Below are 23,818 nucleotides of genomic sequence, written 5' to 3' on the forward strand. Positions count from 1 at the left end.
CACCTTGGCAAGTCATTGGACCTCCCTCGCCCGCGTGCTAGCGTTGCGCGGCTGCTGATACCCCCTTACCCATGCTCAGACATCTTTCGATCAAGGATTTCGCCGTCGTCCGCGCCACCGAACTGGAGTTCGGGCCCGGCATGACCGTCGTTTCAGGCGAGACCGGCGCCGGCAAGTCGCTGATGGTCGACGCACTGGGCTTCCTGTCCGGCCTGCGCGCCGACAGCGGCGTGGTCCGCCACGGCGCGGCCCGTGCCGAGCTCTCGGCCGAGTTCGCGCTGGACCAGCTGCAGGGCGCGCGCCAGTGGTTGGCCGACAACGAGCTGGACGATGAGGAGCAATGCCAGCTGCGCCGGGTGATCCACGCCGACGGCGGCTCGCGGTCCTGGATCAACGGCCGTCCGGTCACCCTCGCACAGCTGGCCGACCTGGCCGGGTTGCTGGTGGAAATCCACGGCCAGCATGAGCAACAGGCACTGCTGACCCGTCCGTCGCAGCTGGCCCTGCTCGACGCCTATGCCGGCAACGAGGCGGATCGCCGTCAGGTACGCCGTGCCGCCGCGGCCTGGCAGGCGCTGGTCGACGAATCGCTGGCGCTGTCGCAACAGGGCGACGTCAGTGACCGGATCGGCTTCCTGGAGCATCAGCTGCGTGAGCTGGACCGCGAGGACCTGGAACCGGAGTCGATTGCCGCGCTGGGCGCCAGCCATCGCCGCCAGGCGCATGCCAGCGCCCTGCTGAGCGCCTGCCAGGCAGCCAGCAACCAGCTCAACGGCGACGACGGCAACTCCGCGCTGGACCTGCTGCAGCAGGTGCGCCACGAGCTGTCGCGGCTGATCGAACACGACCCGCGCCTGGGCGAGGTGGACGGCCTGATCGAGAACGCCTCGATCCAGCTGCACGAAGCCCTGTCGCTGCTGGACCGGGTGCACGACGACCTCGACGCCGACCCGGAGCAGTTCGAGGAGAACGAGCGCCGCCTCGGTCGCCTGCACGACCTGGCCCGCAAGCACCGCGTGCCGATGGACGAGCTGTGCGCGCAGCGCGAACGCATGCACGCCGAAGTGGAACAGCTGCGCGGCGCCGATGAGCGCCTGCAGCGGCTGGCCGGCGAGATCGACAAGGCCGTGGCCGCCTGGCGGGTGCAGGCCGAGCTGCTGACCACCAGCCGGCGCAAGGCCGCCGCCGAGCTGTCTGCCACCACCACCGGCATCATTGCCGAGCTGGGCATGGGCGGCGGCCAGTTCCTGATCGAACTGGAGCCGCAGGATTCTGGCAAGCCCGATCCACAGGGTGCGGAGCGCGTGGAGTTTCTGGTCGCTGCCAACGCCGGCCAGCCGCCGCGCGCCCTGCGCAAGGTGGCCTCGGGCGGTGAGCTGTCACGCATTTCGCTGGCCATCGAAGTGGCCGCGCTGGATCTGGATGCGGTACCGACCATGGTGTTTGACGAAGTGGATTCGGGCATCGGTGGCGCGGTGGCCGACATCGTCGGCCAGAAGCTGCGCGCACTGGGCGAGAAGCGCCAGGTACTGTGCGTGACCCACCTGCCGCAGGTCGCCTCCAAGGGCCATGCACATTACCGGGTCAGCAAGGCGCCGGTGGAAGGCATGACCCAGAGCGCGGTGGAGAAGCTGGACAACAAGGCCCGCGAGGAAGAACTGGCGCGCATGCTCGGCGGGGTGGAAGTGAGCAAGGAAGCACGCGCCGCCGCCCGCAAGCTGCTGCAGGTGTAACGCCGGCCGAGCCGAGCATAGGCTCGGCTCTACAACCGCCCCCCCCCAAACGAAACCGACATGTAGAGCCGAGCCCACGCTCGGCTACGCGCACCGGCGCGGCGCATATCACCCCAACGGCCGCGCCAGGTCGACGTGCTCCACCAGGAAATCCAGGAACGCGCGCACCCGCAGCGGCAGATAGCCGCCCTGCCCCAGGAACACCGCGTGCACCTCTTCCAGGTCGCCGGGGTTGGCCGCTTCCAACACCGGCAGCAGGCGCCCGGCAGCGATGTCGGCCTGCACCTGGAACGCCGCCAGCCGTGCCAGCCCCAGACCGCCCAGCACCAGCTGGCGCAGCGCATCGCCATTGCTGGCGCGGGCGTTGCCACTGGGCAGCAGCATCCTCTCGCGACCGTCCTGCAGCAGCGGCCAGCCCTGCATCGCGCGCGCATGGCCGATATCCAGCCGGTTGTGCGACTGCAGCGCCTCGACGTCGGCCGGCAGGCCGTGGCGCTGCGCATAGGCCGGTGCGGCCACGATCATCATCCGCGTCGCCCCAAGCCGCCGCGCCACCAGGCTGGAGCTCTTCAGCGGCCCGGCCCGCACCGCCACGTCGGTACGCTGCTCCAGCAGATCGATCACCTCGTCATTGAGGGTCAGGTCCACGCCCACCTGCGGGTTGCCGTCAAGGAAGCGCGGTAGCAGCGGCAGCAGAAAATGCTGGCCAAACGGCACGTTGGAATTGACCCGCAGCCGCCCACGCGGCTCGGCATGGGCGCTGGCGCAGCGCTCGGCCTCGTCCAGGTCGGCCAGCACGCGCAGGCCGCGCTCGTAGAACGCGCAGCCTTCCGGGGTCAGCTGCAGTTGCCGGGTGGACCGCTGCAGCAGGCGCGTACCCAGCCGCTGCTCCAGCCGCGCCACCAGCTTGCTGACCGCCGACGGTGTCATGTCCAGCGTTCGGGCGGCGGCGGAGAAGCCACCGGTCTCGATCACCCGCACGAACACTTCCAGTTCGCCGGATCGGTTGATGTCGGAGCGTGCCATGGCGATGAAATAAATTCACAGATGATTATCCCTGCGCAGTCTAGTTCACAGATGAGTCTGGAATCACCATGCCGCCATTCCACACGGGATCGCCCAATGAACCGCCTCCGCCAGTTCACTGCCACCACCCTGCTCCCCCTGTCCGGCGCCACCAGCGCCGCCCCCGCCCCACACTGGGTCGCCAGCTGGCAGGCCAGCCCGCAACCGGTGTGGGACGCCGATTTCCTGTTCCCGACCCTGGTGCCGGAGACACTGCAGGACCAGACCTTCCGCCAGACCGCGCGCATCAGCCTGGGCGGCACGCGCCTACGCATCCGGCTGAGCAATGCCTATGGCACGCAGCCGCTGCGAATCGGTGGCGCCAGCGTGGCGTCGCAGCCAGGTGCAACACCGCAGCCGCTCAGTTTCGACGGCCAGCCCGGGGCGTTGATCGGCCCCGGCCAGGAACGGTTGAGCGACCCGCTGGCACTGGTCACGGACAACCGCCAGGCATTGCAGGTGAGCGTCTTTGTGCCTGGGCCGACAGCGGTTCGCACCTTCCACTGGGACGGCCGCCAGACCAGTTGGATCGCCCCCGGCGACCAGAGCCGGGCACGCGACCTCAGCGATGCCACCGCCACCACGGCCCGGCTGTTCCTGACCGGCATCGATGTCGAAGCGCCGGCCAGCGCACGCAGCGTCGTGGTCATCGGCGATTCGATCACCGACGGCGCGACCGCCAGCCTGGACCAGGACCAGCGCTGGACCGACCACCTGGCCGTACGGCTGGCGCCGCGTGGCGTGGCGGTGGTCAATGCCGGAATCTCCGGCGGCCGCCTGCTGAGCGACGGCATGGGGGAATCCGCACGGGCCCGCTTCCAGCGCGATGTGCTGGATCAGCGCGGGGTGGCCAGCGTGATCGTGCTGATCGGCATCAACGACATCAGCTGGCCTGGCACGGCCTTCGCCCGGCGGCAGGCCCGGCCCACGCTGGCGCAGCTGCAGGCCGGCTACCGTGCCCTCGCCGCGCAGGCACATCGACGGGGCCTGCGCATTCTGGGGGCGACCCTGCCACCGTTCGCCGGCGCCCTGCCCGGCACGCCGCTGGACGACTACTACCACCCGGACAAGGACGCGCTGCGCCGGCAGCTCAATGCCTGGCTGCGCGCGAGCAGCCCGTTCGATGCGGTGATCGACCTCGACGCTGCCCTGCACGACCCGGCCGATCCATCGCGGATGGCCGCCGCCCATGACGCCGGCGACCACCTGCACCCAGGCGACGCCGGCAACCGGGCGATGGCCGAGGCGGTGGATCTGGACGCCCTGCTTGGAGGTCAGGGGTCGGCCGGGGTCAGATCCCTTTGCGCCAGCAAAGAGCTCTGACCCCACCAACAAAAACCCCGGGCAAGCCCGGGGTTTCGTCGCATCTGGCTGGCCGGAACGGCCTACTTGCGCTTCTTGCGCACGTACAGCACCAGCGAGTGTTCTTCCAGCTCGTAGCCGTGATCTGCGGCGATCTTGCGCTGCAGCTCCTCGATCTCGTGGCTTTCGAACTCGATGATCTTGCCGCTGTCGACGTCGACCATGTGGTCGTGGTGGCCGCCGCGGTCCAGCTCATAGACGGCCTGACCGCCTTCGAAGTTGTGCTTGAGCACGAGGCCGGCGGCCTCGAACTGGGTCAGCACGCGGTAGACCGTCGCCAGCCCGATCTCGTCGCCGTGCTCCAGCAGCTGGCGGTAGATGTCTTCGGCGGTCATGTGGTGCTGGGCATTGCGCTGCTCGAGCAGCGCCAGGATCCGCATCCGCGGATGGGTCACCTTCAGGCCGACTTTGCGCAGGTCGTGGGTTTCCATAGGTCTCCGTTCATTGGCGATTTAGCGCCAGCTGCCTCGGATTGGGTCGCGGTGGCACGCCGGGAGTGTATCATCGGTTCGATTTCCCCAACCGCCATTCCCGATGCGCAATCTTCTGCTGGTCGCCGCCGTCGCCCTGTCCACCACCGGGTGCGGCATCATCTACAAGCAACCCATCTATCAGGGCAACCTGATCCGGGAAGATGCCGTGGCCAAGCTGCAGGTCGGGCAGAGCAAGCAGCAGGTCACCGCGCTGCTGGGTACCCCGTCCATTCCCGATCCGTTCCACGCCCAGCGCTGGGACTACACCGCCAGCCAGCGCGTGAACCGCCTGGGCCGTACCGAAGTGAAGAACTTCGTGGTGTTCTTCGAGAACGACAGCGTCACCCGCTGGGAAGGTGACTACTTCCCGGGCAACGACAAGGCCCTGGCCGGGCAGACCGTGCGCCAGTTCGGCCGCAACCTGCCGAAAGACAAGAAGAAGAAGGGCCGCTGAGGCCCCTGTCCGTCGGCAAGGACGGGCTGCGCCAATCAACCGCCGAGCGCGCGACGCCGGCGGTTGTCCTTGGGATCGGCCAGCAACGGGCGCAGCAGCTCGATGCGATCACCATCCAGCAGCGGCTGCTGCGGACGTGCCAGCACGCCATGTACAGCCACCGCCGGGCAATCGGCACTGCCTTCCAGCCCAGCCGCCGCAATGGCATCGGCCACGGTCGCGCCCTCACCCAGCTGCAGACGGCGCGACAGCACCTGGGTTGGCCACGCCAGCACCACCTCGACCTCGATCATCGCTCAGCCTTCGTCGGCGACGCGGACGAAATCGTTGACCATGCGATCGGCCAGCCCCTGGAAACCGATCGCCAGCGCCGGCCCCAGCAGCCGTGAGCTGGGTTCGAACTCCAGGGTCAGGGTGACCTTGCAGGCATCTTCGGCCAGAGCATGGAATTCCCAGCGGCCGTGCAGCTGCTTGAACGGGCCATCGCGCAGCTGCATATCGATGCTGTGCGGGCGCTGCAGGGTGTTTTCGGTCTGGAACCAGGTACTGAACGAGCCCAGGCCCAGGTCCAGGCGCGCCACCAGCCGGTCCTCGCCCTGCTCCAGGATCTGGGCAGCCGAGCACCAGCGGAAGCGGTGCGGATAGGCCTGGACGTCGTTGACCAGGTCGAACATGCGCGCGGCCGAATGTTCGACCAGGGCGCTGCGGCGGATAGTAGGCATGAATACAGGACGTTTCGGCAATCGACCGGGCGGGCCCGAATCGGAGACAATACGGAAATGAGCAAGAACAGCGGCAAGGATAAAGCAAAGAGCGCGACGGCCACCAAGACCATCGCGTTGAACAAGCGTGCCCGCCACGAGTACCACATCGAAGAGCGGTTCGAGGCCGGCCTGGCCCTGCAGGGCTGGGAGGTGAAATCGATCCGTGCCGGCCGCGGCAACATCATCGACGCCTACGCCTACGTGAAGCGCGGCGAGATCTACCTGATCGGCGCCCAGATCACCCCGTTGATCCAGGCCTCCACCCACGTGGTGGCCGAAGACCGCCGCGAGCGCAAGCTGCTGCTGCACCGGAACGAGATCGACAAGCTGATCGGCAAGGTCGAGCGCGATGGCTACACGATCGTGCCCACCGCGATGTACTGGAGCAAGAACAAGATCAAGCTCGAGATCGCGCTGGCCAAGGGCAAGCAGAACCACGACAAGCGCGATGCCGCCAAGGACCGCGACTGGGCGATCGAGAAGCAGCGCGTGATGCGTCGCGGCAACCGCGACGCGTAAGCAGCTTCGCATCCCCCCGGTGGAGTCGAGCTCGCTCGACTGCCCTGGCCTTCTGTAGAGCCGAGCGATGCTCGGCTGCCCTGGCCTTCTGTAGAGCCGAGCCATGCTCGGCTTCGGCGAAGCAGCAGTCGAGCAAGCTCGACTCTACGGGCCGGTCACCCCGCCAGCATGCCCTGCCCGCGCAGGCGCGGCGCCAGCGCGGCATGCATCACCGCCAGGTGCATGACCACCGCCAGCTCCGGCGCATGGCGGTCATCGCCGGACCGCCACTGCTGTGCCAGGTGCGCTGCGTCGGCCGGCAACAGCGCCAGCAACTGGGCGTCATCCAGCGCATCGGCAGCGCCCTGCAGCTGCCGCGCCAACTGGCGCGATTGCAGCACGTGCACGCCGATGCTGAGGCTGGCCAACGACATCAGGACCACGGCCAGCCCGTGTTCGAACCACTGCGCCAGCACCTCCGGCCCCCACAACAGTGCGGCCATCACCGCCAGTGCCGGCAGGCGCCAGCCCAGCCAGTGCGTGCGGCCTCGCTGCGGCCAATGCACCACCACCGCGCTGGCCACCAGGGCCGCCGCCGCCGTTGCCGGCAATTCGGTCAACGCGGTGGCCGCCAGCAGCACGCCCAGCACGGCCCACACCCAGCCGGGGGGCAGCGCCCGCCGCTGGTAGTCAGCGCCGACCGGGCCGACCAGCTGTCGCAGGCTGCGTTGTTGGCTTGCCTCGATCACCCACACTCTCCGTGTCTGTCCTAGCCTGGATGGTGATGGCCAGTGTGTCGCAAATTCGTGCCAGGGAGGTTAGCAATCCGCTATGACCGTGGCTCTACAACGAGTTGCGGATTGTCAAAAGCCATCCGGCCTGCGGATACCCATGTCGGACCCGCCACTCAAGGCGCCCCGTCCTTGCTCGCGCCGCAGGCAGACGCCGCCGCCTGCAACAGGCGCCCGGCCTTCAGCGACGGGGCGGATTCGGTGGCGGGAAAGGCTGCGGCCAGCGCCTTGGCGGCGCGATCGGCGTGTGGCTGCACGTACCAGGCCGACGCCACTGGCAGCGCCTGTCCCCGCACCTGCTGCTCGAACCGGTACTGGCCCCAGTAGATGGCCAACGGCTCCTCCAGTGCATTGAGCGGATTGGGCAACGCCAGCGCAGCCGGACATGCCGCAACGAATGCGTCGGCCAGCGCCCGCCGCTGCGTCAGCGGCTGTCCTGCCGAAAGGTAGTGGCTGTACTCGTGCATCACGATGGGTGCCCAGTCGTCTTCGGTCTCGAAGGTCGAAAACAGCAGGATGTAGCCGCCGCGCAGCTTGGCCTGGGTCCGCCCCGCCTCCGGCCACCAGACGAAGCGGACCTGGAAGGCAGGCGAGTCATCCACGTGGAAGAACGCCTTCATCTGTTCGGCCAGGTCCACGACCGCAGGCGCGGCCAGTTGCCGGACCAGCGCGGCCTGCTGCGCCGCGAAGGGTGCCTGCGCCGCCAGCAGCTGTGCCGCACGCGGTGCGAAGTGCGCGTAGTACTGCCGCAGCAGCCGCTGGTCTTTCCCGTCCAGCCCGGCAAGGGCCGCGACTACGCCGGCATCGAAGGTCCGAGCGGCAAGGAAATGGCGCGAATAGGGATCGCCGGTGCGGGTGTCGGCCCCCGCGAACAGGCGGTCAGCCGGTGTAGCCGATTTCACCTCATCGCGCGCGAGCGGCGAGGTACGCAACCGGAAGGCTGCATAGCCGGCCAGCAGCGCCCGATCCTGATCATCCAGCCCGAAGCGTCGCTGCCACTCCTTCTGGTACACCGACGAGGTGTATCCGGGCAGCCAGTCCGGCAGGTTGTCCAGCAGATTGAACAGATCCAGCGCCGGGCTGTAACCGACCTCCACCGAGTAAGGGCGTTCGGCAGCCTGGAGCGCGCACCACGGCATCGCCAGCAGGCAGGCGAGCACGGCGAGCGCGCCACGGAATCGCAGAGTGCGGAAGCTGAAGCGCATGGAAGGGTTCAGCGGCAAAGGGCGTTGGCCGATTCGATCACGCCACCGGTGCTTCCACAACGTGCCAAGCGGCAGGGGCGGAGGCGCGTGGCGCTGGCCCCCATTTCCGCAAGCCGGCCCTGCCAGGCCCAAGCCCGACGCCCGCACGTGACTGTTCAGCAAGATTGCCGTAACATTCGCAGCGTTGGGCAGGCCCTGCCCGTGGCGACACGGAATCGGCCCTGTACCTTGCAGCACTGTAGAAACCGGGGGTGCATTGGTTTCGACGGGGGTTGTGAAGTCGCCTGGCGCATGCCGAGGGGGTAGCTTTCCTCGTAAATCCAGCTGCAAAACTCTAGTTGCCAACGACGACAACTACGCTCTGGCCGCTTAAGGCCTAAGCCTCGAAACCGCTTGTGTCCATGCTCGCGGTGTAGAGTCACTATCATGGAATCGCGCTGGACGGCTGCCTGTCAGTCCGGCACTAGAACACAACAGGCTGGTTCCCGGATGCGCTTTGCGCGCCGTGCTGTTCGGGGACGAGATCCAACGGCGAGCTAAGCATGTAGTGCTGGGGATGGAGTGCCTTCGGACGGCGGTTCAATTCCGCCCACCTCCACCATCTGTATGGCCTGTCGAGGCCGCAAGAAGCCGGATCTCCTCTTCAATCAGGGGCTTCGGCTTTTTTGTGCCTGCACGCCTGGAAGCTTTAACTCCAGGCCCTTTTCATTGCATCATTCCGGCCATCGAGACCCCGATCTCCGCCAAGGAAGAACTGTGATGAAGCCACTGCTCGTCCCTGCCCTGCTGATTGCCGCACTATCCGGCTGCATGCCCACCAAGCAGGCGTCGCCTGAGCAGATCAAGGACGCACCGGCCGCGCGCATTTTCCCGATCGATGCCCAGGGTGAACCCACGGGTACCGTCACGGTCACCCGCGACGTCGGATTCGTGGGCAGCGGCTGCTACTTGGGCGTCATGGTCGACGGGAAGATGGCCGCACATCTCGACCCCGCTGAGCGCCTGTCCCTGGCTCTGGCCGAGGGGCGCCACGTACTGACCGCCACGCCTGTCCAGGGGCGGGGCCTGTGTGGCGTGCTGCAATCGGAGAAGACCAACAATACCCGCCGGCGATCGACCGAAATCAACGTCCGCGCCGGCGCCACGCAGGCGTATCGCCTCTACTCCTCCGCTGAAGAGTTCCCGGTAATCGAACCGGCGTTCTGATTCCTGCTCCCATCAGAAGGCCGGGACGAATTTCAGTGCGGCCGAAGCCATCGATGCGCTGCAGGCGGCCAACCCGGCCAAGAAGCCAGGCGGCACGTTCGAGCCTCTTCGTGTACTTGAACGGTGTCGATTCCAAGCGCCTGGCCAAGGCTTGGTCGGTGACCGAGGACAACGAGCATGCCAACACCGAAGAGCCTTGGCACGTGGAGCACATCGACAAGCACCACACTCTGCGCGTGATCGCAGGCGACGACTACGAGGGCTATTCGGCTGCGGTGAAGTGCCAGTTCAGCCGGTAATGGGGTGACCTGAACTACAGCCAGCAACGCTGACTCTAGTGAGCCATCGGCACGGTGGCTACGATGGCACCAGTCTTCTCGTTCTGCACCGAAACAGCAATCAACCGCGCAGGGAACAGCGTCTGTTGATCTACACTTTCGAATGGGCTGCTGAGCAAGGGCGGTGTCCAGCGGCGGGAGGCAAGCACGAAAGGTTCGATCAGCTCGATCTGGTAGACCAACGAGGTGTTGTTATTAAGCGATCGCGCCAGCTCCGGGCTGGCATCGAGCTCCAACCGTAACGCGACGCCAGTATTGATGACTTCTTCACTGGAGGCTAATGCGTCTATATCCTTCTTGGAGAACGCGACGTTCACCGTCTGGAGTACCGTTTTATCCACCATCGCCCCGGCCCCGAATGCGTTTTCGGCCCGATACTTCTCGCGCTTCAGAATTTTCCGAGTAAGCGGCATTGCATAGTAGATCTTGCTGTCGTTTTTGGCACCAGTGAGATTCAACGACTTGTTGATGAGATACACGGTCAGGCGCTGCCGGTCCGCATCGTATAACGTGGTGACCGCCGAATCCTGCCTGAAACAGATCATGCCGTTGGCAATCGGGCTCGCCTGCAGCACCTTGTCCGCGCGCTGCTGGTAGGCGGCACTGCTCTCGAACTCATCCTTGGGCCCCAGTGACGCTGCAAGCATATCGGTGACAGACAGGACATTTCCCCGTAACCGTATCGAACCAACACCCTCGAGCTGCAGGTCACATGTTTCCCGCGATCTGTTGTCGGCCGCAGAGCACGTGAACGCAGCGGCGATGGCGATGGTGAGCAAGATGCTGCGCATGGATATCCCCCTAACGGTGGAGCACATTATCAGGGCAGACAGCTCCGCGGAATCGTCGCGTGGCCCCGGTGTGACGACCACGGCAGAGCCCCCCATTCACCCAGTGTCACACGGAAGCACCTGAATCGCCCTTCTGGCGACAGTCTCGTGCCCCAAACCGACCGCCCGGGATATTCCGCTTTGACAGGCCGGCCGCTAAAGTGGCGCCACCGCGCAGGAGGATCGTATGGCTACCACGGGCTTGGGCTTCATCGGCCGCACGACCCTCATCATTACCGTGCTGCTCGGCCTGGGCGGTTGCGCGACGCTGCGCCAGTTCGGGCCATCGGTGCAGGTCGCCTCGGTCACGCCGGGCCAGTACATCGCGCTCAAGCGCGGCGACATCCTCACCACCGGCAAGCTCAGCTCGGCAACGATGGAAACGCTGCGCGTGGCCGGGCTCGACGAAGGTGTCTGTGCCAAGCCTGGCCTGCCCTGCATCGAGGCGATGGAAGGCAGCATCGTGGTGCGCGAGGAAGACAAGCGCTCCAGCCTGGCCGAGCTGTGGCTGCAGTACGCCATGACCCTGCCGGCGCCGAAGCGCGAATACTCGGCCTCAGGCCGCGCCAAGACTGCCGTCACTGAACTGGATGCTGAATTCCAGCCGCGCCTGGATGCCTGGATGCAGGTTGCGCGGCAGGCCTACGCGTACCTGTTCTTCACCGAGCGCACCGCCAACCAGCGCGGCTTCGAAGACCGCCAGACCCAGGTACGCGACTACTACAATCTGGCCGTGCAGGAAGCCTCGGTGCAGTTGTACAACGCCTACGCCACCGGACGCGTGCGCAACGATACTAGCCATTTCCAGCTGGGCCGCTGGACCTTCGTACTGGCGCCGGCCGATGAAGCCTCACCGCTGGATACCCGCACCCCGACAGAGCTGGTACCGGCCGCGTCGCTGTCTTTCACCGGCACCCTGCGCAGCGTGCACCGCCGCGACGGCTTCGGTGCCGAGCTGGTGGCGGTGATGGACGATTCCGATGCCAGCATCGCGCCTGCCGCCGCCGGGGCTTCAACGGCGCCGGCACTGCGCAGCTGGAGCGAGATGCCCTCGCCATCGATGAGCGTGCTGCTGCGCTTCTCGGGGAAGAATCTCTGGGAAGTGCTGCATGATGATTCGCCGGAACTGGAGATCCACGATCCTTACCAGGTCTCCGAAGTCACCCTGCACGGCCAGCAGGTGCCGCTGGCAGCCAACTTCACCGCAGGCTACGCACTGTGGCTGGCGCGCTCGAACTTCAGCCACCAGTCGCTGCGCTCGCTGTTCGGCGGCAAGGGCGGCATCGACACGCCGCATCTGTACATGATGCAGCCGTACGACCCGAACCGCCGCGTGCTGTTGATGATCCATGGCCTGGCCAGCAGCCCGGAAGCCTGGGTGAACGTTGCCAACGAACTGATGCGCGATGATGAGATCCGCCGCGACTTCCAGGTCTGGCAGTTCTACTACCCGACCAACATGCCCATCGCGATGAGCCACGATGCGATGCGCCACACGTTGGCCGAAGTGTTCCAGCACTTCGACCCGGGTGCCAAGGCGCAGGCGTCCCACGACATGGTGCTGGTCGGCCACAGCATGGGCGGGGTGATCGCGCGGCTGATGGTTTCTTCCTCCGGCGACCATCTGGTCGATACCCTGCTTGCCACTGCACAGATGACGCCGGCCCAGCGCGAACTGCTGCGCACCAAGGGCGCTCCGGTGCTGACGTTCGTGCCGGAGCCGGAAGTATCGCGGGTGGTGTTCATCGCCACTCCGCATCGTGGCACCGACGTGGCCGGCACCCGCCTCGGGCGCTGGATCGGGCGTCTGGTCCGGCTGCCGTTGACCGTGCTGGAGGACGTCACCACGCTGGCCAACGATGGCCAGATCGATCGCAACGATGGCAAGCACGGCTACCAGATGAACAGCATCCAGAACCTGGACAAGGATGACCCGTTCGTGCGCGCGGTGGCCGATCTGCAGATGTCACCGAAGGTGCGCTACCACTCCATCATCGCCCGCGCCAAGGCCGAGGGCCCGCTGGAGAAAACCGATGATGGGCTGGTGCCGTACTGGAGCTCGCACCTGCCGCGTGCGGATTCGGAAAAGGTGATCGTGTCCGGCCACAGCGTGCAGGAAGCCACGCCGGCCATCGTCGAGCTGCGCCGCATCCTGCATGAGGACATGCAGGCGCATGGGCGGGGCAGCAACTAGCCGCCCCCTGCCCCTGCGCTCAGGCGGCCGGTGCGCGTCGCGAGAACGTGCCGTGCAATGCAGCGGGAATCGCAAAGCCCTCCATGCGCACCTCCGGCCGGTAGCCACTGCCTGGCGTGAAGCGGTACTCGCGCGCCAACAACGCGCACAGCAGCACCAGCTGCGCATTGCCCACCGCCGAACCCACACACGAACGGGTGGGAAACCCGTAGGGCACGTAGATGCCGGCGGTGCGCTTGCGCCGTTCGGGGAGCCAGCGGTCCGGGTCGAACCGTAGCGGATCATCCCAGTACTTGGCCGAACGGTGCTGGATGAACGAGCTCAGTTCGAACACGGTGCCTTCGGCGATCGCCTGCCCTTCCACTTCAAGATCACAGGCGGCCACCCGGCGGTTGTTGAATGGCGTGGAGTACAGCCGCATCACCTCTTTCAGGAAGCGCATGGTGGCCGGAATGCGCCCCATCGGCAATGCGTGGATCTCAGCATCGGACAGCGCCGCGAACTCCTCTTCGATGCGCTGCTGCCATTGCGGATGCATCTGCAACGCCAGCAACAGGCAGGCGGCCATCATGCCCGGCACGCCGGAGATGGCGATCAGCTGCACGGTGACCAGATAGGTGACCTTGTCCAGGCCGATGCGTTCGTGCAGCGACAGCAGCGACTGTGCGTAATCCAGATGGGAATGACCCGCACGCACGCGTCGTTTCAGTTCGGCGTGGATCACGCGCGACTCGGCGCGGTTGATGAGGAAATTGCGCAACAGGTCGCGACGATGGATGACCTGCTCAACCTGGATGCTGTAGCGAAGATGCAGCGCGCGTTCGATGGCGGCCACGCCCCGCGCGTCCAATCCATCGATAACCAGTGGAATCAACGGATGAGCCATCACCTTCCAGATGGCCGGCGTTGCGTCCTGTTCGACATCACAGAGCGCGTCCAGCGCCCGCCGCATGCGCGACTGCAGCACCTTCAATGTCTCCGCGCCGGTGAGTTCGGCACTGCGCGTGGCGATCAGGCTGCGCACTTCGGTCCAGCGCACGCGCTCATGCCGCCGGAACAGGTCCGCCAGCGATTCGATCACGAACAGATGCTCGGAATTTTCCTTGTCGATCTTTCCGGCCAACTCCGGGCAGAACACCCCGACCCCGCCCGTGTCCAGCTTCAGCACCGGTCCCTCGCGCTCCACGCGTGCGGCCAGGCGCTCGGCAGCGACGGTGCTGCCTTCGTTCGACGTCCCTTGCATGAAGTACGCCTCCGGCAAGAAGGGACTCGAAGACGAGTCCCTTCGTCCTGCTGCAGATCAGATCCGGGCCGAAACCCGGGGAATCAGAACTCTACCCAGATCTGCCAGACCGTCCACACACTGCTCTTTTCGGTCGGATGGATGTTGAGGCTGACGCGCAATGCTCGGGCGAATCTTTTCATGATCACTCCTTTGATTGTGCTTGCTGTGTGGTTATGCCGGGATTATCCGGCCCCGGTTAGATAACACGACATAATCGCGCTGTCCAATCCATGCGGGTGGCGCAGTGCAGCATGCCGTGGCGTGAATGTCGCGGGTAAACCCTCATCCTGCGTGCGCAGGCACGCCTCTATGCTGGCCGCACATTCCCCCGCGGAGATTGCCATGAATACGCACGATTCCAGCCGCCAGCCCCGTCCCGATCCGGCCGAGCGCGATGCCTTTTTCCCCTCGCCCTATTCGCTGTCGCAGTTCACCTCGGCACTGAGCGATCTGTCCGGCGCCGATTATCCCGACGCGCGCCGCGATGGCCGCTGGAAAGTGCTGATGATCGGCGCCGATGAGCGCTACCTGCCCACGGCCGATGGTCACCTGTTCTCCACCGGCAATCATCCGGTGGAAACCCTGCTGCCCATGTACCACCTGGACAAGGCCGGGCTGGACATCGATGTGGCGACGCTGTCCGGCAACCCCGTCAAGTTCGAGTGGTGGGCGTTTCCGCGCGAGGACCGCGAGATCGGCGGGCTGTACGAACGCTACCAGACACGGTTCCGCCAACCGCTGCGCCTGGATGACGTGGTGGCGGCCCTCGGCGCGGACTCGGACTATGCCGCGGTGTTCATTCCCGGCGGCCATGGCGCGCTGCTCGGTCTGCCCGACAGCCGCGCAGTGAAAGCCACCCTGCACTGGGCGATGGCCCAGCAGCGGCACATCATCACGCTGTGTCATGGCCCCGCCGCGCTGCTGGCGGCAGGCGTCGACGAGGCCGACGGCGGTTCACTGTTCCGTGGCTATCGCATCTGTGCCTTCCCCGACGCCATGGACCGGCAGACACCGGAGATCGGCTACATGCCGGGCCAGCTGCGCTGGTTCTTCGGCGAGCGCCTGGCGCAGCAGGGGGTGCAGATCGTCAACGCTGGCATCGATGGCAGTGTGTTGCAGGACCGTCTGCTGCTGACCGGTGACAGCCCGCTGGCCGGCAATGCACTGGGCAAACTGGCCGCACGTACGCTGCTGGACACATTGGCCGGACGCTGAGCACGGCCGCCCACGCTGCGCACGCCGGCGCCCACCGACGTGCTGCACGCGGTGGGCGCGGCTCAGCCGCGCGGGATCAACCGGCCGACGAAATCGACCGGATACGCAAAGCCTTCCAGCTGCATCCACGGCGTGGGCTGTGCCTGCACCTGCAACTCGAAATCACGCGTGACCAGCGCGCAGAACAGCAGCAGCTGGGCGTGCCCGACCGCGCTTCCGATGCAGGCGCGGGAGGAGAATCCGAACGGGACATAGGCGCCCTTGTTGGACTGGCGACGCTCCGGCAACCAGCGGTCCGGGTCGAAGCTGTCCGGCGCCTCCCAGAAGTCGGGGGAGTGATGCTGGAAGTAGGACGACAACTCGTACGCACCGCCCTTGCGGATGCAGACGCCCTCGATATCGATGTCATGCGACGCCGGACGATGCAGGGCGAACAGACCCGGCCAGAGCCTGAGCGTTTCCTTGACGAAGCGCGAGGTGCACGGCAGCGATCTGATCGGCAGCGCGTACAGTTCATCCAGGCTGAGCGCCGAGGTTTCCTCGCGGATGCGGGCGTGCCACTGCGGGAAACGATGCATGGCGTACAGCAGACTGGCCGCAGTGATGCCCGGCAGGCCCGACATGCCGGCCAGCACCATCGATACCAGGTAGGCGACCCGATCCGCCCCCACCCGTGGCACCAGGGGCAGCAGGGAGTGCAGGAAATCCTCGCGCGGCTGCGGCTCGCGCGCCCGGCGCCGGATGTGCCGCGAGACGGTGCGTGCGGCACGGCGGGAGAGATGGAAATCGATGATCCGGCGCCACCACGAGAAGTTCTGCAGCACGATGGCGTTGTAGCGGGTCTTCTGCTCGCCGATGAGCGCTGCAACATCGGCACGACTCAGCCCGTCGATCAGCAGCGGCAACAACGACTGCGATATCGCCCACCAGCTCAACCCACCCAGATCCTGCGGACGCGCCGCACGCTGCAGAAGAAACGCATGCATGCGTTCATACAGCGCGCGCATCTGCGCGGGCGCGGCCAGGCGCCCAGCCTGCTCGCTCAACAGTGTGCGTACCTCGCGCCACGCCACCGGGTCCTGCTTGCCACGCAGGCCCAGAAAATCGATCAACGAGTCGGGCACCGTATGCCGGTCGGTGTTGGCCTTGTCGATCCTGACCGCCAGCGCCGGATCGAAAATACCCACCACATCATTCTGGAACCGCAGCACCGGCCCTTCACGACGTACCCGCTCAAGCAGGTCGTCGATGGACATCACCTCCGCATCCGCTGCACGCTCATCCATGCCCAGCTCCTGACGCCAGGGAGGGCATCGGCCCTCCCTGGCGATGTCATCGAATACGTCGCGTCCTGCTGCTCAGAACAGATTCCAATAGCGATACCTGGAACGGATGCACTGCGTCGAATTGTCCGAACGCAGGTTCAGTGACACCTGCAACGCACGAATCAGTCGTGTCATGGCACAGCTCCTTGTGGTTCCATCATGGGTTGACGGTTGCAACTGCCCGGGCGAAGGCCTGGGCACCGCCGTTCTAGCACGCAGCCGCGCGCGCCCGGGTCAAGGCACGATGAAGAACGGCCTGAATACGCAGGAGGCATCGCTGCCGTTACCGCCAGCGCAGGCACATCCGGCCCCGCTCGATTCGTGCGATGCTGCATGAAACCGTTTTCATGGAATGGAGGGATTCCACGATGTTGTCGCGTTTCCGTTGCCCGGCACTGGTCGCGTTGCTGGCCATTGCTCTACCTGCCGTCAGCTGGGCCGCAGCCGCGGCGCCGCTGAAGGTGATGTCGTTCAACGTCCGCACGCCGGCCGATACCGAGCCGGGCAAGCGCTGGCCGGACCGCCGCGATGCGATGGTCAAGGTCATTCTCGATGCCCATCCTGCAGTGATCGGTACCCAGGAACTGGTGCAGGAACAGGCCGACTACCTTGTCCAGCATCTGCCGGGCTATCGCTGGTTCGGCGAAGGTCGCCGCGGCGGCAATGGCGATGAACACATGGGCGTGTTCTACGACAGCACGCGCCTGAGCGTGGAATCGTCAGGCGATTTCTGGCTGTCCGATACACCCGAGGTTGCCGGCAGCATCACCTGGGGCAACCTGTATCCGCGCATGGTCACCTGGGCGGTGTTCCGTCGCCTTGACGACGGTCGCCGCTTCTACTTCATGAATACCCACCTGCCCTACCGCGACGAGGACGAGCCCCGCCGGGTGAAGGGGGCCGAGCTGATCGCCACGCGTCTGGCGACGCTGCCGCCCGATCTGCCGGTGGTACTGACCGGCGACTTCAACAGCGAACCGGGAGGTGAGACCTACAAGGCGTTTACCCGCGTGCTGCAGGACACGCGGCCCCAGGTGGCAGCGCCACAGGGTCCGCGCCTGACCTTCCATGATTTCACCGGCACACCCACCGTGCAGCTTGACTGGGTACTGGTGCGCGGATTCCACGCACGCAGCTTCCTCACCGATGATCGCCGCATCAAGGGCGTGCTGCCTTCGGACCACTTCCCGCTGGTGGTGGAACTGGACTGGCCGAAGCGTTGAACCAGCTGTCGCGGCGGCTACAGCGATGCCCGCCGCGACAAGAGCCGGTACAGTGCCTGGTGCTGATCGCGTGCCTGGCAGATCCGGGCGCCGATGGCCAGGAACACCGCGATCCCGATCAGCCCCAGGCCCAGCATCGAATCGACCAGCCGCAGGAAACCGACTGCTGCGGCCAACGTCGCCAGCACCATCAACGCCACGACCGCCACCGACAGCCCGGCGCCGGGTAGCCCGGGATCGCCGAACAACATGCGCTGGGTGTCTCGCTTTTCGTCTGTCATTGCCGTTCCTCCCAAGGGCCACCCCACTAGTTACACGGGGCGGCGGCATTCCGGCAGAGTCAGAAGCGACATGACTGTGAACTGCACCACGACCTGAGACATCGGGTCGGGCACGAAAGGGGCGACGGCCTGGGCCATCGCCCCTTCCGGCTTACTGCGCCTGCGCCACGCGGGGCGGCTGCGGCGACTGCCCCCAGCCGCCCAGCGCCTTGTACACGCCCACCACGCTGACGTTGACTTCGGCTTCGGCCGCCGCCAACGCATCGTCAGCGGCCAACTGCGTGCGCTGCGCATCCAGCAGGGTCAGGAAATCTTCCGAACCCTCGCGGTAGCGGATCTGCGCCAGCGACTCGGCCCGCCGCGCCGCCTGCGCCTGTTCGACCACGATGCCCAACCGCGCCTGCTGCTTGGAATAGCGGGTCAGTGCATTCTCGGTGTCTTCCAGGGCCAGCAGCACCGCCTGCTCGTACTGGGCGGCAACGCCTTCGGCCTCGGCCTTGCTGGCCCGCAGGCGTGCGCGCACGGTGCCGAAATCGAATGCCGCCCAGCTCAGCGACGGCGTCAGCGACCACGCCTTGTTGTTGCCGTTGACCAGGCCGCTGGCATCACCGCCGAGGAAGCCGACAAAACCGGACAGCGACAGCCGCGGGAACAGATCGGCGGTGGCCACACCTACGCGTGCCGTGGCAGCGGCCAGGCGACGCTCGGCCACACGCACGTCGGCACGCTGGCGCAGCAGTTCGCGGGTATCACCCAACGGCAGTGCCTTGGCGAAAGCGGGCACCTCATGCGGTGCCAGCATGTCGGCCAGCACTTCCGGGCGTTGGCCCAGCAGCACGGCCAGGCGGTTGCGCGACTGCGTCTCGGCCACTTCCAGCAGCGGGATGTCGGCCTCGATCGCCTTCAAGCGGGCACGGCTGCTCTGCACATCCAGCTCGCTGCCGGCACCCAGTTCCCAGCGTGCCTCGGTCAGCTTCTGCGTATCGCGCAGGTTTACCAGGGTGTGCTGGGCCACGGCGATGCGCTTCTGCGTACCGCGCAGCTCGAAGTAGTTGCGTGCCACTTCGGCGGCGACCAGCACCTGCGCGTCGGCCAGATTGGCCTGCTCGGCGTCGAGGTCGGCGCGCGCGGCTTCGGCAGCACGGCGCTTGCGGCCGAACAGATCCAGCTCCCAGCCGGCGTCGAAGCCGAGCTGGTAGCTTTCACTGAACACCCGCTGCCCACCCAGCTGCGGATCGGGTTGCTTGCGGCGGTCGTAGCTGCCGCCTGCGGTGACGTGCGGGGCCTGGTCGAAACGGCTTTCGACGAACACCGCGCGGGCCTGGCTGACGCGGGCCACGGCCACGCGCAGGTCGAGGTTGTCCGACAGCGCACCGTGCACCAGCTGCTCCAGCACCGGATCATCGAACTGCGCCCACCAGCTGGCCACCGGCGAGGCGGTGCTGAACACCGGCTGCTGGGCACCCTGCAGAACCACCGGTTCCTGCACCGGCGCCTTGTAGTTCGGGCCGACGCTGACACAGCCTGCCAGCACCAGGCTGGAGACGGCCATCGCCAACGTGCGGATCACCATGGCAGCACCTCGCCCAGGTAGGTGAAGCTGCCGCTGGCGCCGGATTCACCGATCAGCGCCATTTCCACGCTGGAACGTGCGCCTTCGCTGATCTCGATCTCCCCGTTGCCACCGTTCATGTCGGTCTTCACGTACCCGGGATGCACGGTGTTGACCTTGATCGGGGTGTTGCGCAGTTCGTAGGCCAGGCTCAGGGTCCAGCTGTTCACCGCCGCCTTGGAGGCGTTGTAGGCCGGGACCTTGAAATCGTAGATGCCCGAGGCCGGGTCGGCATGCAGGGTCTGCGAGCCGAGCATGCTCGAGACGTTGACGATGCGGCCGGACTTGGCCTGCTTGACCAGCGGCAGGAAGGCCTGGGTGACCGCCACCAGCGCATACACGTTGGTGTCGAAGGTGCGCTTCCAGGTATCGAGCGACTGTTCCGACGGCGCCTGCGCCGGGTTCTCGATCATGATGCCGGCGTTGTTGACCAGGATGTCGAGGCGGCCATGGCGCTGGCGCACCTGCTCGACCGCTTCGGCGATGCTGGCCGCATCGGTCACGTCCAGCTGGATGGCTTCCACCGGCAGGCCTTCAGCCTGCAGCTTCAGCGCCTGCTCCACGGCGGTCTCGCGCTTGCGGCCGGCCAGCAGCGTGTGCACGCCGGCCTGGGCCAGCTGGCGCACGGTCTCGGCACCGATACCGCGGGTGGCGCCGGTGACCAGCGCGATCTTGTTCTGATGGGTATTCATGGATTCATGCCTTGTGAGGGGGAGGCCGCCGCCGGCCAGTGACCGGCGGCGACGGGGTTCCATGTCAGTGGTGGATGGTCGGCTCGCCGTGCTGCACCAGCTGGCCACCGCCGTTGCGGGTGACGAACTTGCGCAGGGCCACGTAGAACACCGGGGTGAGGAACAGGCCGAACAGGGTCACGCCCAGCATGCCGGCGAACACGGTGATACCGGTCACCGAGCGCACTTCGGCGCCTGCACCGTGCGACAGCACCAGCGGCACGGTGCCGGCGATGAACGCGATGGAGGTCATCACGATCGGGCGCAGACGCAGGCGGCAGGCTTCCAGCGCGGCTTCGACGATGCCCTTGCCGCCCATCTCCAGCTCTCTGGCGAACTCGACGATCAGGATCGCGTTCTTGCACGCCAGGCCCATCAGCACCACCAGACCGACCTGCACGAACACGTTGTTGTCGCCACCGGTCAGCCACACACCGAACAGCGCGGACAGCAGGGTCATCGGCACGATCAGGATCACCGCCAGCGGCAGCGACCAGCTCTCGTACAGCGCAGCCAGCACCAGGAAGGCCAGCATGATCGCCACCGGGAACACGATGAAGGCGGCCTTGCCCTGGGTGGCCTGCTGGTAGCTCAGGTCGGTCCATTCGGTGGTCATGCCCACCGGCAGCACCTTGCCGGCGATCTCGGTCAGCTTGTTCATCGCTTCGGCCGAGGACAGCAGGCGCGGGTCGGCTTCACCGGCCAGATCCGCAGCCGGGTAACCGTTGAAGCGCAGCACCGGGTCCGGGCCGAAGGTCTGCTTGATGGTGACCATCGAACCGATCGGCACCATTTCGCCGCGGTCGTTGCGGGTACGCAGCTTGCCGATGTCCTCGACCGTCTCGCGGAACGGACCGTCGGCCTGCGCGATCACCTGCCAGGTACGGCCGAACTGGTTGAAGTCGTTGACGTAGGCCGAACCCAGGTAGGTCTGCAGCGTGTCGAACAGCTCGGTGAGCTGCACGCCCTGTGCCTTCGCCTTCACGCGGTCCACCTCGGCATCCAGCTGCGGCACGTTGGCCTGGTAGCTGGAAATCGGGAAGGCCATGCCCGGGGTCTGCGCGACGGTGCCCTGCATCGCCTGCACGGCGTTCTGGAGCGCGCCGTAGCCCAGGTTGCCACGGTCCTCGATGAACATCTGGTAGCCGTTGCCGTTGCCCAGGCCGAGGATCGGCGGCGGCATCATCGCGAAGGCGAAGCCTTCCTGCAGCCCGGCGATCTTCTGGTTGATCTCGGCATTGATCTGCGCAGCGGTACGGCCATGACGCTCGGCGAACGGCTTGAGCGGAATGAACGCCACACCGGTGTTCGGCGTATTGGTGAACTGCAGCGCGTTCAGGCCCGGGAACGAAATGGTGTGGGCCACGCCGTCGGTTTCCTGGGCGATCTTGGCGACCTTGCGCAGCATTTCATCGGTGCGCGCGATCGACGAGCCTTCCGGCAGCTTCACACCGGCAATCAGGTACAGCTTGTCCTGGGTCGGGATGAAGCCCGGCGGCACCAGCTTGAAGATCACACCGGTACCGACCAGCAGGATCGCGTAGACCACGAACACCGCGCCGCGACGGCCAAGGATGCGAGCCACGCCAAGCTCGTACTTCTCCGAACTGGACTTGAAGAAGCGGTTGAACGGACGGAACACCCAGCCGAACAGGCGGTCGATCAGGCGGCTCGGGCCGTCCTTCGGGGCGCCATGGGCCTTCAGCAGACGCGCGGCCAGGGCCGGCGACAGGGTCAGCGAGTTGATCGCCGAGATCACCGTAGAGATGGCGATGGTGACCGCGAACTGCTTGTAGAACTGGCCGGTGACACCGGACAGGAAGGCCATCGGCACGAACACAGCACACAGCACCAGTGCGATCGCCACGATCGGGCCGGACACTTCACGCATGGCCTGGTGTGCCGCCGCGGTGGGCGACAGGCCTTCTTCGATGTTGCGCTCGACGTTCTCCACCACCACGATCGCGTCATCGACCACGATACCGATCGCCAGCACCAGTCCGAACAGGCTCAGCGTGTTGATCGAGAAGCCCAGCAGGTACAGCGCAGCGAAGGTACCCACCACCGACACCGGCACCGCGATGAGCGGGATGATCGAAGCACGCCAGGTCTGCAGGAACAGGATCACCACCAGCACCACCAGCGCGATGGCTTCCAGCAGCGTGGAGACCACGGCCTTGATCGAATCGCGCACGAAGATGGTGGTGTCATACACCGCTTCGTACTTCACATCGGCCGGCATGGTCTTCTGCATCTCGTCCATCGTCGAGATGACCTGGTCGCGGATTTCCAGCGCGTTGGCACCGGGCGACTGGAAGACACCGATACCCACCGCGTTCTTGCCGTCCAGCTGCGAGCGCAGGGTGTAGTCGCCGGCACCCAGTTCCAGGCGGGCCACGTCGGCCAGGCGCACGATCTCGCCATCGGTGCCGCTCTTGAGCACGATGTCGCCGAATTCCTTTTCGGTCTTCAGGCGGCCCTGGGCATTGATCAGGGTCAGGAACTGGCTGTTCGGCAACGGTTCGGCGCCGAGCTGGCCGGCCGACACCTGCACGTTCTGCTCGCGCATGGCGCGCACCACGTCGCTGGCGGTCAAGCCACGCGAGGCCACCTTGTCCGGGTCCAGCCAGGCGCGCATGGCGTAGTCGCCACCACCGAAGATCTGCGCGTCACCGACGCCGGGGATACGCGCCAGCGCATCCTTGACGTGCAGTCGCGCGTAGTTGCGCAGGTACAGGGTGTCGTACTTGCCTTGCGGCGAGGTCAGGTGCACCACCATCAGGAAGGTCGGCGACTGCTTCTGCGTGGTCACGCCCTGCCGGCGCACGTCCTCGGGCAGGCGCGCCTGCGCCTGCGCCACGCGGTTCTGCACCTTCACCGCCGCCGCGTCCGGGTCGGTGCCCGGGCGGAAGGTCACGGTCATCTGCAGCACGCCATCGGAACCGGCCACCGACTTCAGGTACATCATGCCTTCGACGCCGTTGATGGCCTCTTCAAGCGGCGTGGCAACGGTCTCGGCGATGACCTTGGGGTTGGCGCCCGGATACACCGTGCGCACGACCACCGACGGCGGCACCACTTCCGGGTACTCGCTGATCGGCAGGATCGGAATCGTGATCAGGCCTGCGGCGAAGATCACGATCGACAGCACCGCCGCGAAGATCGGCCTGTCGATGAAGAAACGGGAAAAGTCCATGGAGGAATTCCTGGGAAAGGCGTTCGGCGGGCAACAG

21 protein-coding genes, 1 other RNA gene and 1 pseudogene are annotated in these 23,818 nt (G+C 66.2%); 10 read left to right on the plus strand and 13 right to left on the minus strand.

Annotation, left to right across the window (positions count from 1 at the left end; all coding sequences use genetic code 11):
* Positions 1–71: 71 nt before the first annotated feature.
* Positions 72–1,733, plus strand: coding sequence for a DNA repair protein RecN (recN, locus tag LZ605_RS07290; protein ID WP_249844302.1), 1,662 nt, complete (start codon positions 72–74; stop codon positions 1,731–1,733).
* Positions 1,734–1,841: 108 nt separating this feature from the next.
* On the opposite strand, the gene LZ605_RS07295 is transcribed toward recN, so the two are convergent.
* Positions 1,842–2,759 (minus strand): LysR family transcriptional regulator, encoded by a 918-nt coding sequence (locus LZ605_RS07295; protein ID WP_249844303.1) that lies wholly within the window; start codon positions 2,757–2,759, stop codon positions 1,842–1,844.
* A gap of 96 nt (positions 2,760–2,855) precedes the next feature.
* Here LZ605_RS07295 and LZ605_RS07300 point away from each other — a divergent pair, with 96 nt between their 5' ends.
* The gene (locus tag LZ605_RS07300) at positions 2,856–4,121 is read left to right on the plus strand and encodes an SGNH/GDSL hydrolase family protein (protein WP_249844304.1); all 1,266 of its coding nucleotides are present in this window, start codon (positions 2,856–2,858) and stop codon (positions 4,119–4,121) included.
* A gap of 62 nt (positions 4,122–4,183) precedes the next feature.
* On the opposite strand, the gene fur is transcribed toward LZ605_RS07300, so the two are convergent.
* Positions 4,184–4,591 (minus strand): ferric iron uptake transcriptional regulator, encoded by a 408-nt coding sequence (gene fur / locus LZ605_RS07305; protein WP_005409235.1) that lies wholly within the window; start codon positions 4,589–4,591, stop codon positions 4,184–4,186.
* Positions 4,592–4,694: 103 nt separating this feature from the next.
* Here fur and LZ605_RS07310 point away from each other — a divergent pair, with 103 nt between their 5' ends.
* Positions 4,695–5,087: an outer membrane protein assembly factor BamE gene (locus tag LZ605_RS07310; protein WP_249844305.1), complete on the plus strand. Its 393-nt coding sequence runs from the start codon at positions 4,695–4,697 to the stop codon at positions 5,085–5,087.
* Positions 5,088–5,122: 35 nt separating this feature from the next.
* Here LZ605_RS07310 and LZ605_RS07315 read toward each other — a convergent pair whose 3' ends face one another.
* Both LZ605_RS07315 and LZ605_RS07320 read right to left on the minus strand, forming a co-directional pair.
* On the minus strand, positions 5,123–5,380 hold the full coding sequence (locus LZ605_RS07315; RefSeq protein ID WP_249844306.1) for an RnfH family protein: 258 nt from the start codon (positions 5,378–5,380) through the stop codon (positions 5,123–5,125).
* 3 nt (positions 5,381–5,383) lie between these two features.
* On the minus strand, positions 5,384–5,809 hold the full coding sequence (locus LZ605_RS07320) for a type II toxin-antitoxin system RatA family toxin (RefSeq protein ID WP_107232724.1): 426 nt from the start codon (positions 5,807–5,809) through the stop codon (positions 5,384–5,386).
* Positions 5,810–5,866: 57 nt separating this feature from the next.
* On the opposite strand from LZ605_RS07320, the gene smpB reads away from it, so the two are divergent.
* Positions 5,867–6,370, plus strand: a complete 504-nt coding sequence (smpB, locus tag LZ605_RS07325; protein ID WP_249844307.1) for an SsrA-binding protein SmpB — start codon at positions 5,867–5,869, stop codon at positions 6,368–6,370.
* Positions 6,371–6,525: 155 nt separating this feature from the next.
* Here smpB and LZ605_RS07330 read toward each other — a convergent pair whose 3' ends face one another.
* A complete protein-coding gene (locus tag LZ605_RS07330; RefSeq protein WP_249844308.1) occupies positions 6,526–7,098 on the minus strand; it encodes a hypothetical protein in 573 nt (190 codons plus the stop codon).
* A 158-nt stretch (positions 7,099–7,256) separates the two neighbouring features.
* Complete coding sequence (locus LZ605_RS07335) at positions 7,257–8,345, minus strand: hypothetical protein (RefSeq protein ID WP_249844309.1); 1,089 nt, start codon at positions 8,343–8,345, stop codon at positions 7,257–7,259.
* Positions 8,346–8,592: 247 nt separating this feature from the next.
* Between LZ605_RS07335 and ssrA the strand changes: the two genes are divergently transcribed.
* The 3 genes and pseudogenes from ssrA to LZ605_RS07350 form a co-directional block, all read left to right on the plus strand.
* Positions 8,593–8,946, plus strand: a transfer-messenger RNA (tmRNA) gene (gene ssrA, locus LZ605_RS07340).
* Between the two features lie 158 nt (positions 8,947–9,104).
* Complete coding sequence (locus LZ605_RS07345; RefSeq protein WP_249844310.1) at positions 9,105–9,551, plus strand: hypothetical protein; 447 nt, start codon at positions 9,105–9,107, stop codon at positions 9,549–9,551.
* A gap of 16 nt (positions 9,552–9,567) precedes the next feature.
* Positions 9,568–9,850 (plus strand): annotated as a pseudogene (locus tag LZ605_RS07350) (hypothetical protein); the annotation flags it as partial.
* A 35-nt stretch (positions 9,851–9,885) separates the two neighbouring features.
* Here LZ605_RS07350 and LZ605_RS07355 read toward each other — a convergent pair.
* Positions 9,886–10,680 carry a hypothetical protein gene (locus LZ605_RS07355; protein WP_249844311.1) on the minus strand — a complete coding sequence of 265 codons (795 nt, stop codon included), beginning with the start codon at positions 10,678–10,680 and terminating at the stop codon, positions 9,886–9,888.
* Positions 10,681–10,906: 226 nt separating this feature from the next.
* Between LZ605_RS07355 and LZ605_RS07360 the strand changes: the two genes are divergently transcribed.
* The gene (locus tag LZ605_RS07360; protein WP_249844312.1) at positions 10,907–12,913 is read left to right on the plus strand and encodes an esterase/lipase family protein; all 2,007 of its coding nucleotides are present in this window, start codon (positions 10,907–10,909) and stop codon (positions 12,911–12,913) included.
* A 19-nt stretch (positions 12,914–12,932) separates the two neighbouring features.
* Here LZ605_RS07360 and LZ605_RS07365 read toward each other — a convergent pair whose 3' ends face one another.
* Positions 12,933–14,156, minus strand: coding sequence for a cytochrome P450 (locus tag LZ605_RS07365; RefSeq protein ID WP_249844313.1), 1,224 nt, complete (start codon positions 14,154–14,156; stop codon positions 12,933–12,935).
* 384 nt (positions 14,157–14,540) lie between these two features.
* Here LZ605_RS07365 and hchA point away from each other — a divergent pair, with 384 nt between their 5' ends.
* The gene (gene hchA, locus LZ605_RS07370; RefSeq protein WP_249844314.1) at positions 14,541–15,413 is read left to right on the plus strand and encodes a glyoxalase III HchA; all 873 of its coding nucleotides are present in this window, start codon (positions 14,541–14,543) and stop codon (positions 15,411–15,413) included.
* A gap of 62 nt (positions 15,414–15,475) precedes the next feature.
* On the opposite strand, the gene LZ605_RS07375 is transcribed toward hchA, so the two are convergent.
* Entirely contained in the window at positions 15,476–16,699 is a 1,224-nt protein-coding gene (locus LZ605_RS07375; RefSeq protein WP_249844315.1) for a cytochrome P450, read from the minus strand.
* 407 nt (positions 16,700–17,106) lie between these two features.
* On the opposite strand from LZ605_RS07375, the gene LZ605_RS07380 reads away from it, so the two are divergent.
* Positions 17,107–17,961: an endonuclease/exonuclease/phosphatase family protein gene (locus LZ605_RS07380; protein WP_249844316.1), complete on the plus strand. Its 855-nt coding sequence runs from the start codon at positions 17,107–17,109 to the stop codon at positions 17,959–17,961.
* Between the two features lie 17 nt (positions 17,962–17,978).
* Here the strand turns inward: LZ605_RS07380 and LZ605_RS07385 are convergent, their stop codons facing one another.
* The 4 genes from LZ605_RS07385 to LZ605_RS07400 form a co-directional block, all read right to left on the minus strand.
* On the minus strand, positions 17,979–18,242 hold the full coding sequence (locus tag LZ605_RS07385) for a hypothetical protein (protein ID WP_107232747.1): 264 nt from the start codon (positions 18,240–18,242) through the stop codon (positions 17,979–17,981).
* A 151-nt stretch (positions 18,243–18,393) separates the two neighbouring features.
* Positions 18,394–19,815 (minus strand): efflux transporter outer membrane subunit, encoded by a 1,422-nt coding sequence (locus LZ605_RS07390; protein ID WP_249844317.1) that lies wholly within the window; start codon positions 19,813–19,815, stop codon positions 18,394–18,396.
* Positions 19,809–20,546: an SDR family oxidoreductase gene (locus LZ605_RS07395; RefSeq protein ID WP_106549383.1), complete on the minus strand. Its 738-nt coding sequence runs from the start codon at positions 20,544–20,546 to the stop codon at positions 19,809–19,811. The genes LZ605_RS07390 and LZ605_RS07395 overlap by 7 nt, the downstream gene beginning before the upstream one ends.
* A 64-nt stretch (positions 20,547–20,610) precedes the next feature.
* Positions 20,611–23,781, minus strand: a complete 3,171-nt coding sequence (locus LZ605_RS07400; protein ID WP_249844318.1) for an efflux RND transporter permease subunit — start codon at positions 23,779–23,781, stop codon at positions 20,611–20,613.
* Positions 23,782–23,818 lie beyond the last annotated feature (37 nt).

It is taken from the genome of Stenotrophomonas maltophilia (genome assembly GCF_023518235.1).
In the GTDB taxonomy this organism is placed as follows: domain Bacteria; phylum Pseudomonadota; class Gammaproteobacteria; order Xanthomonadales; family Xanthomonadaceae; genus Stenotrophomonas.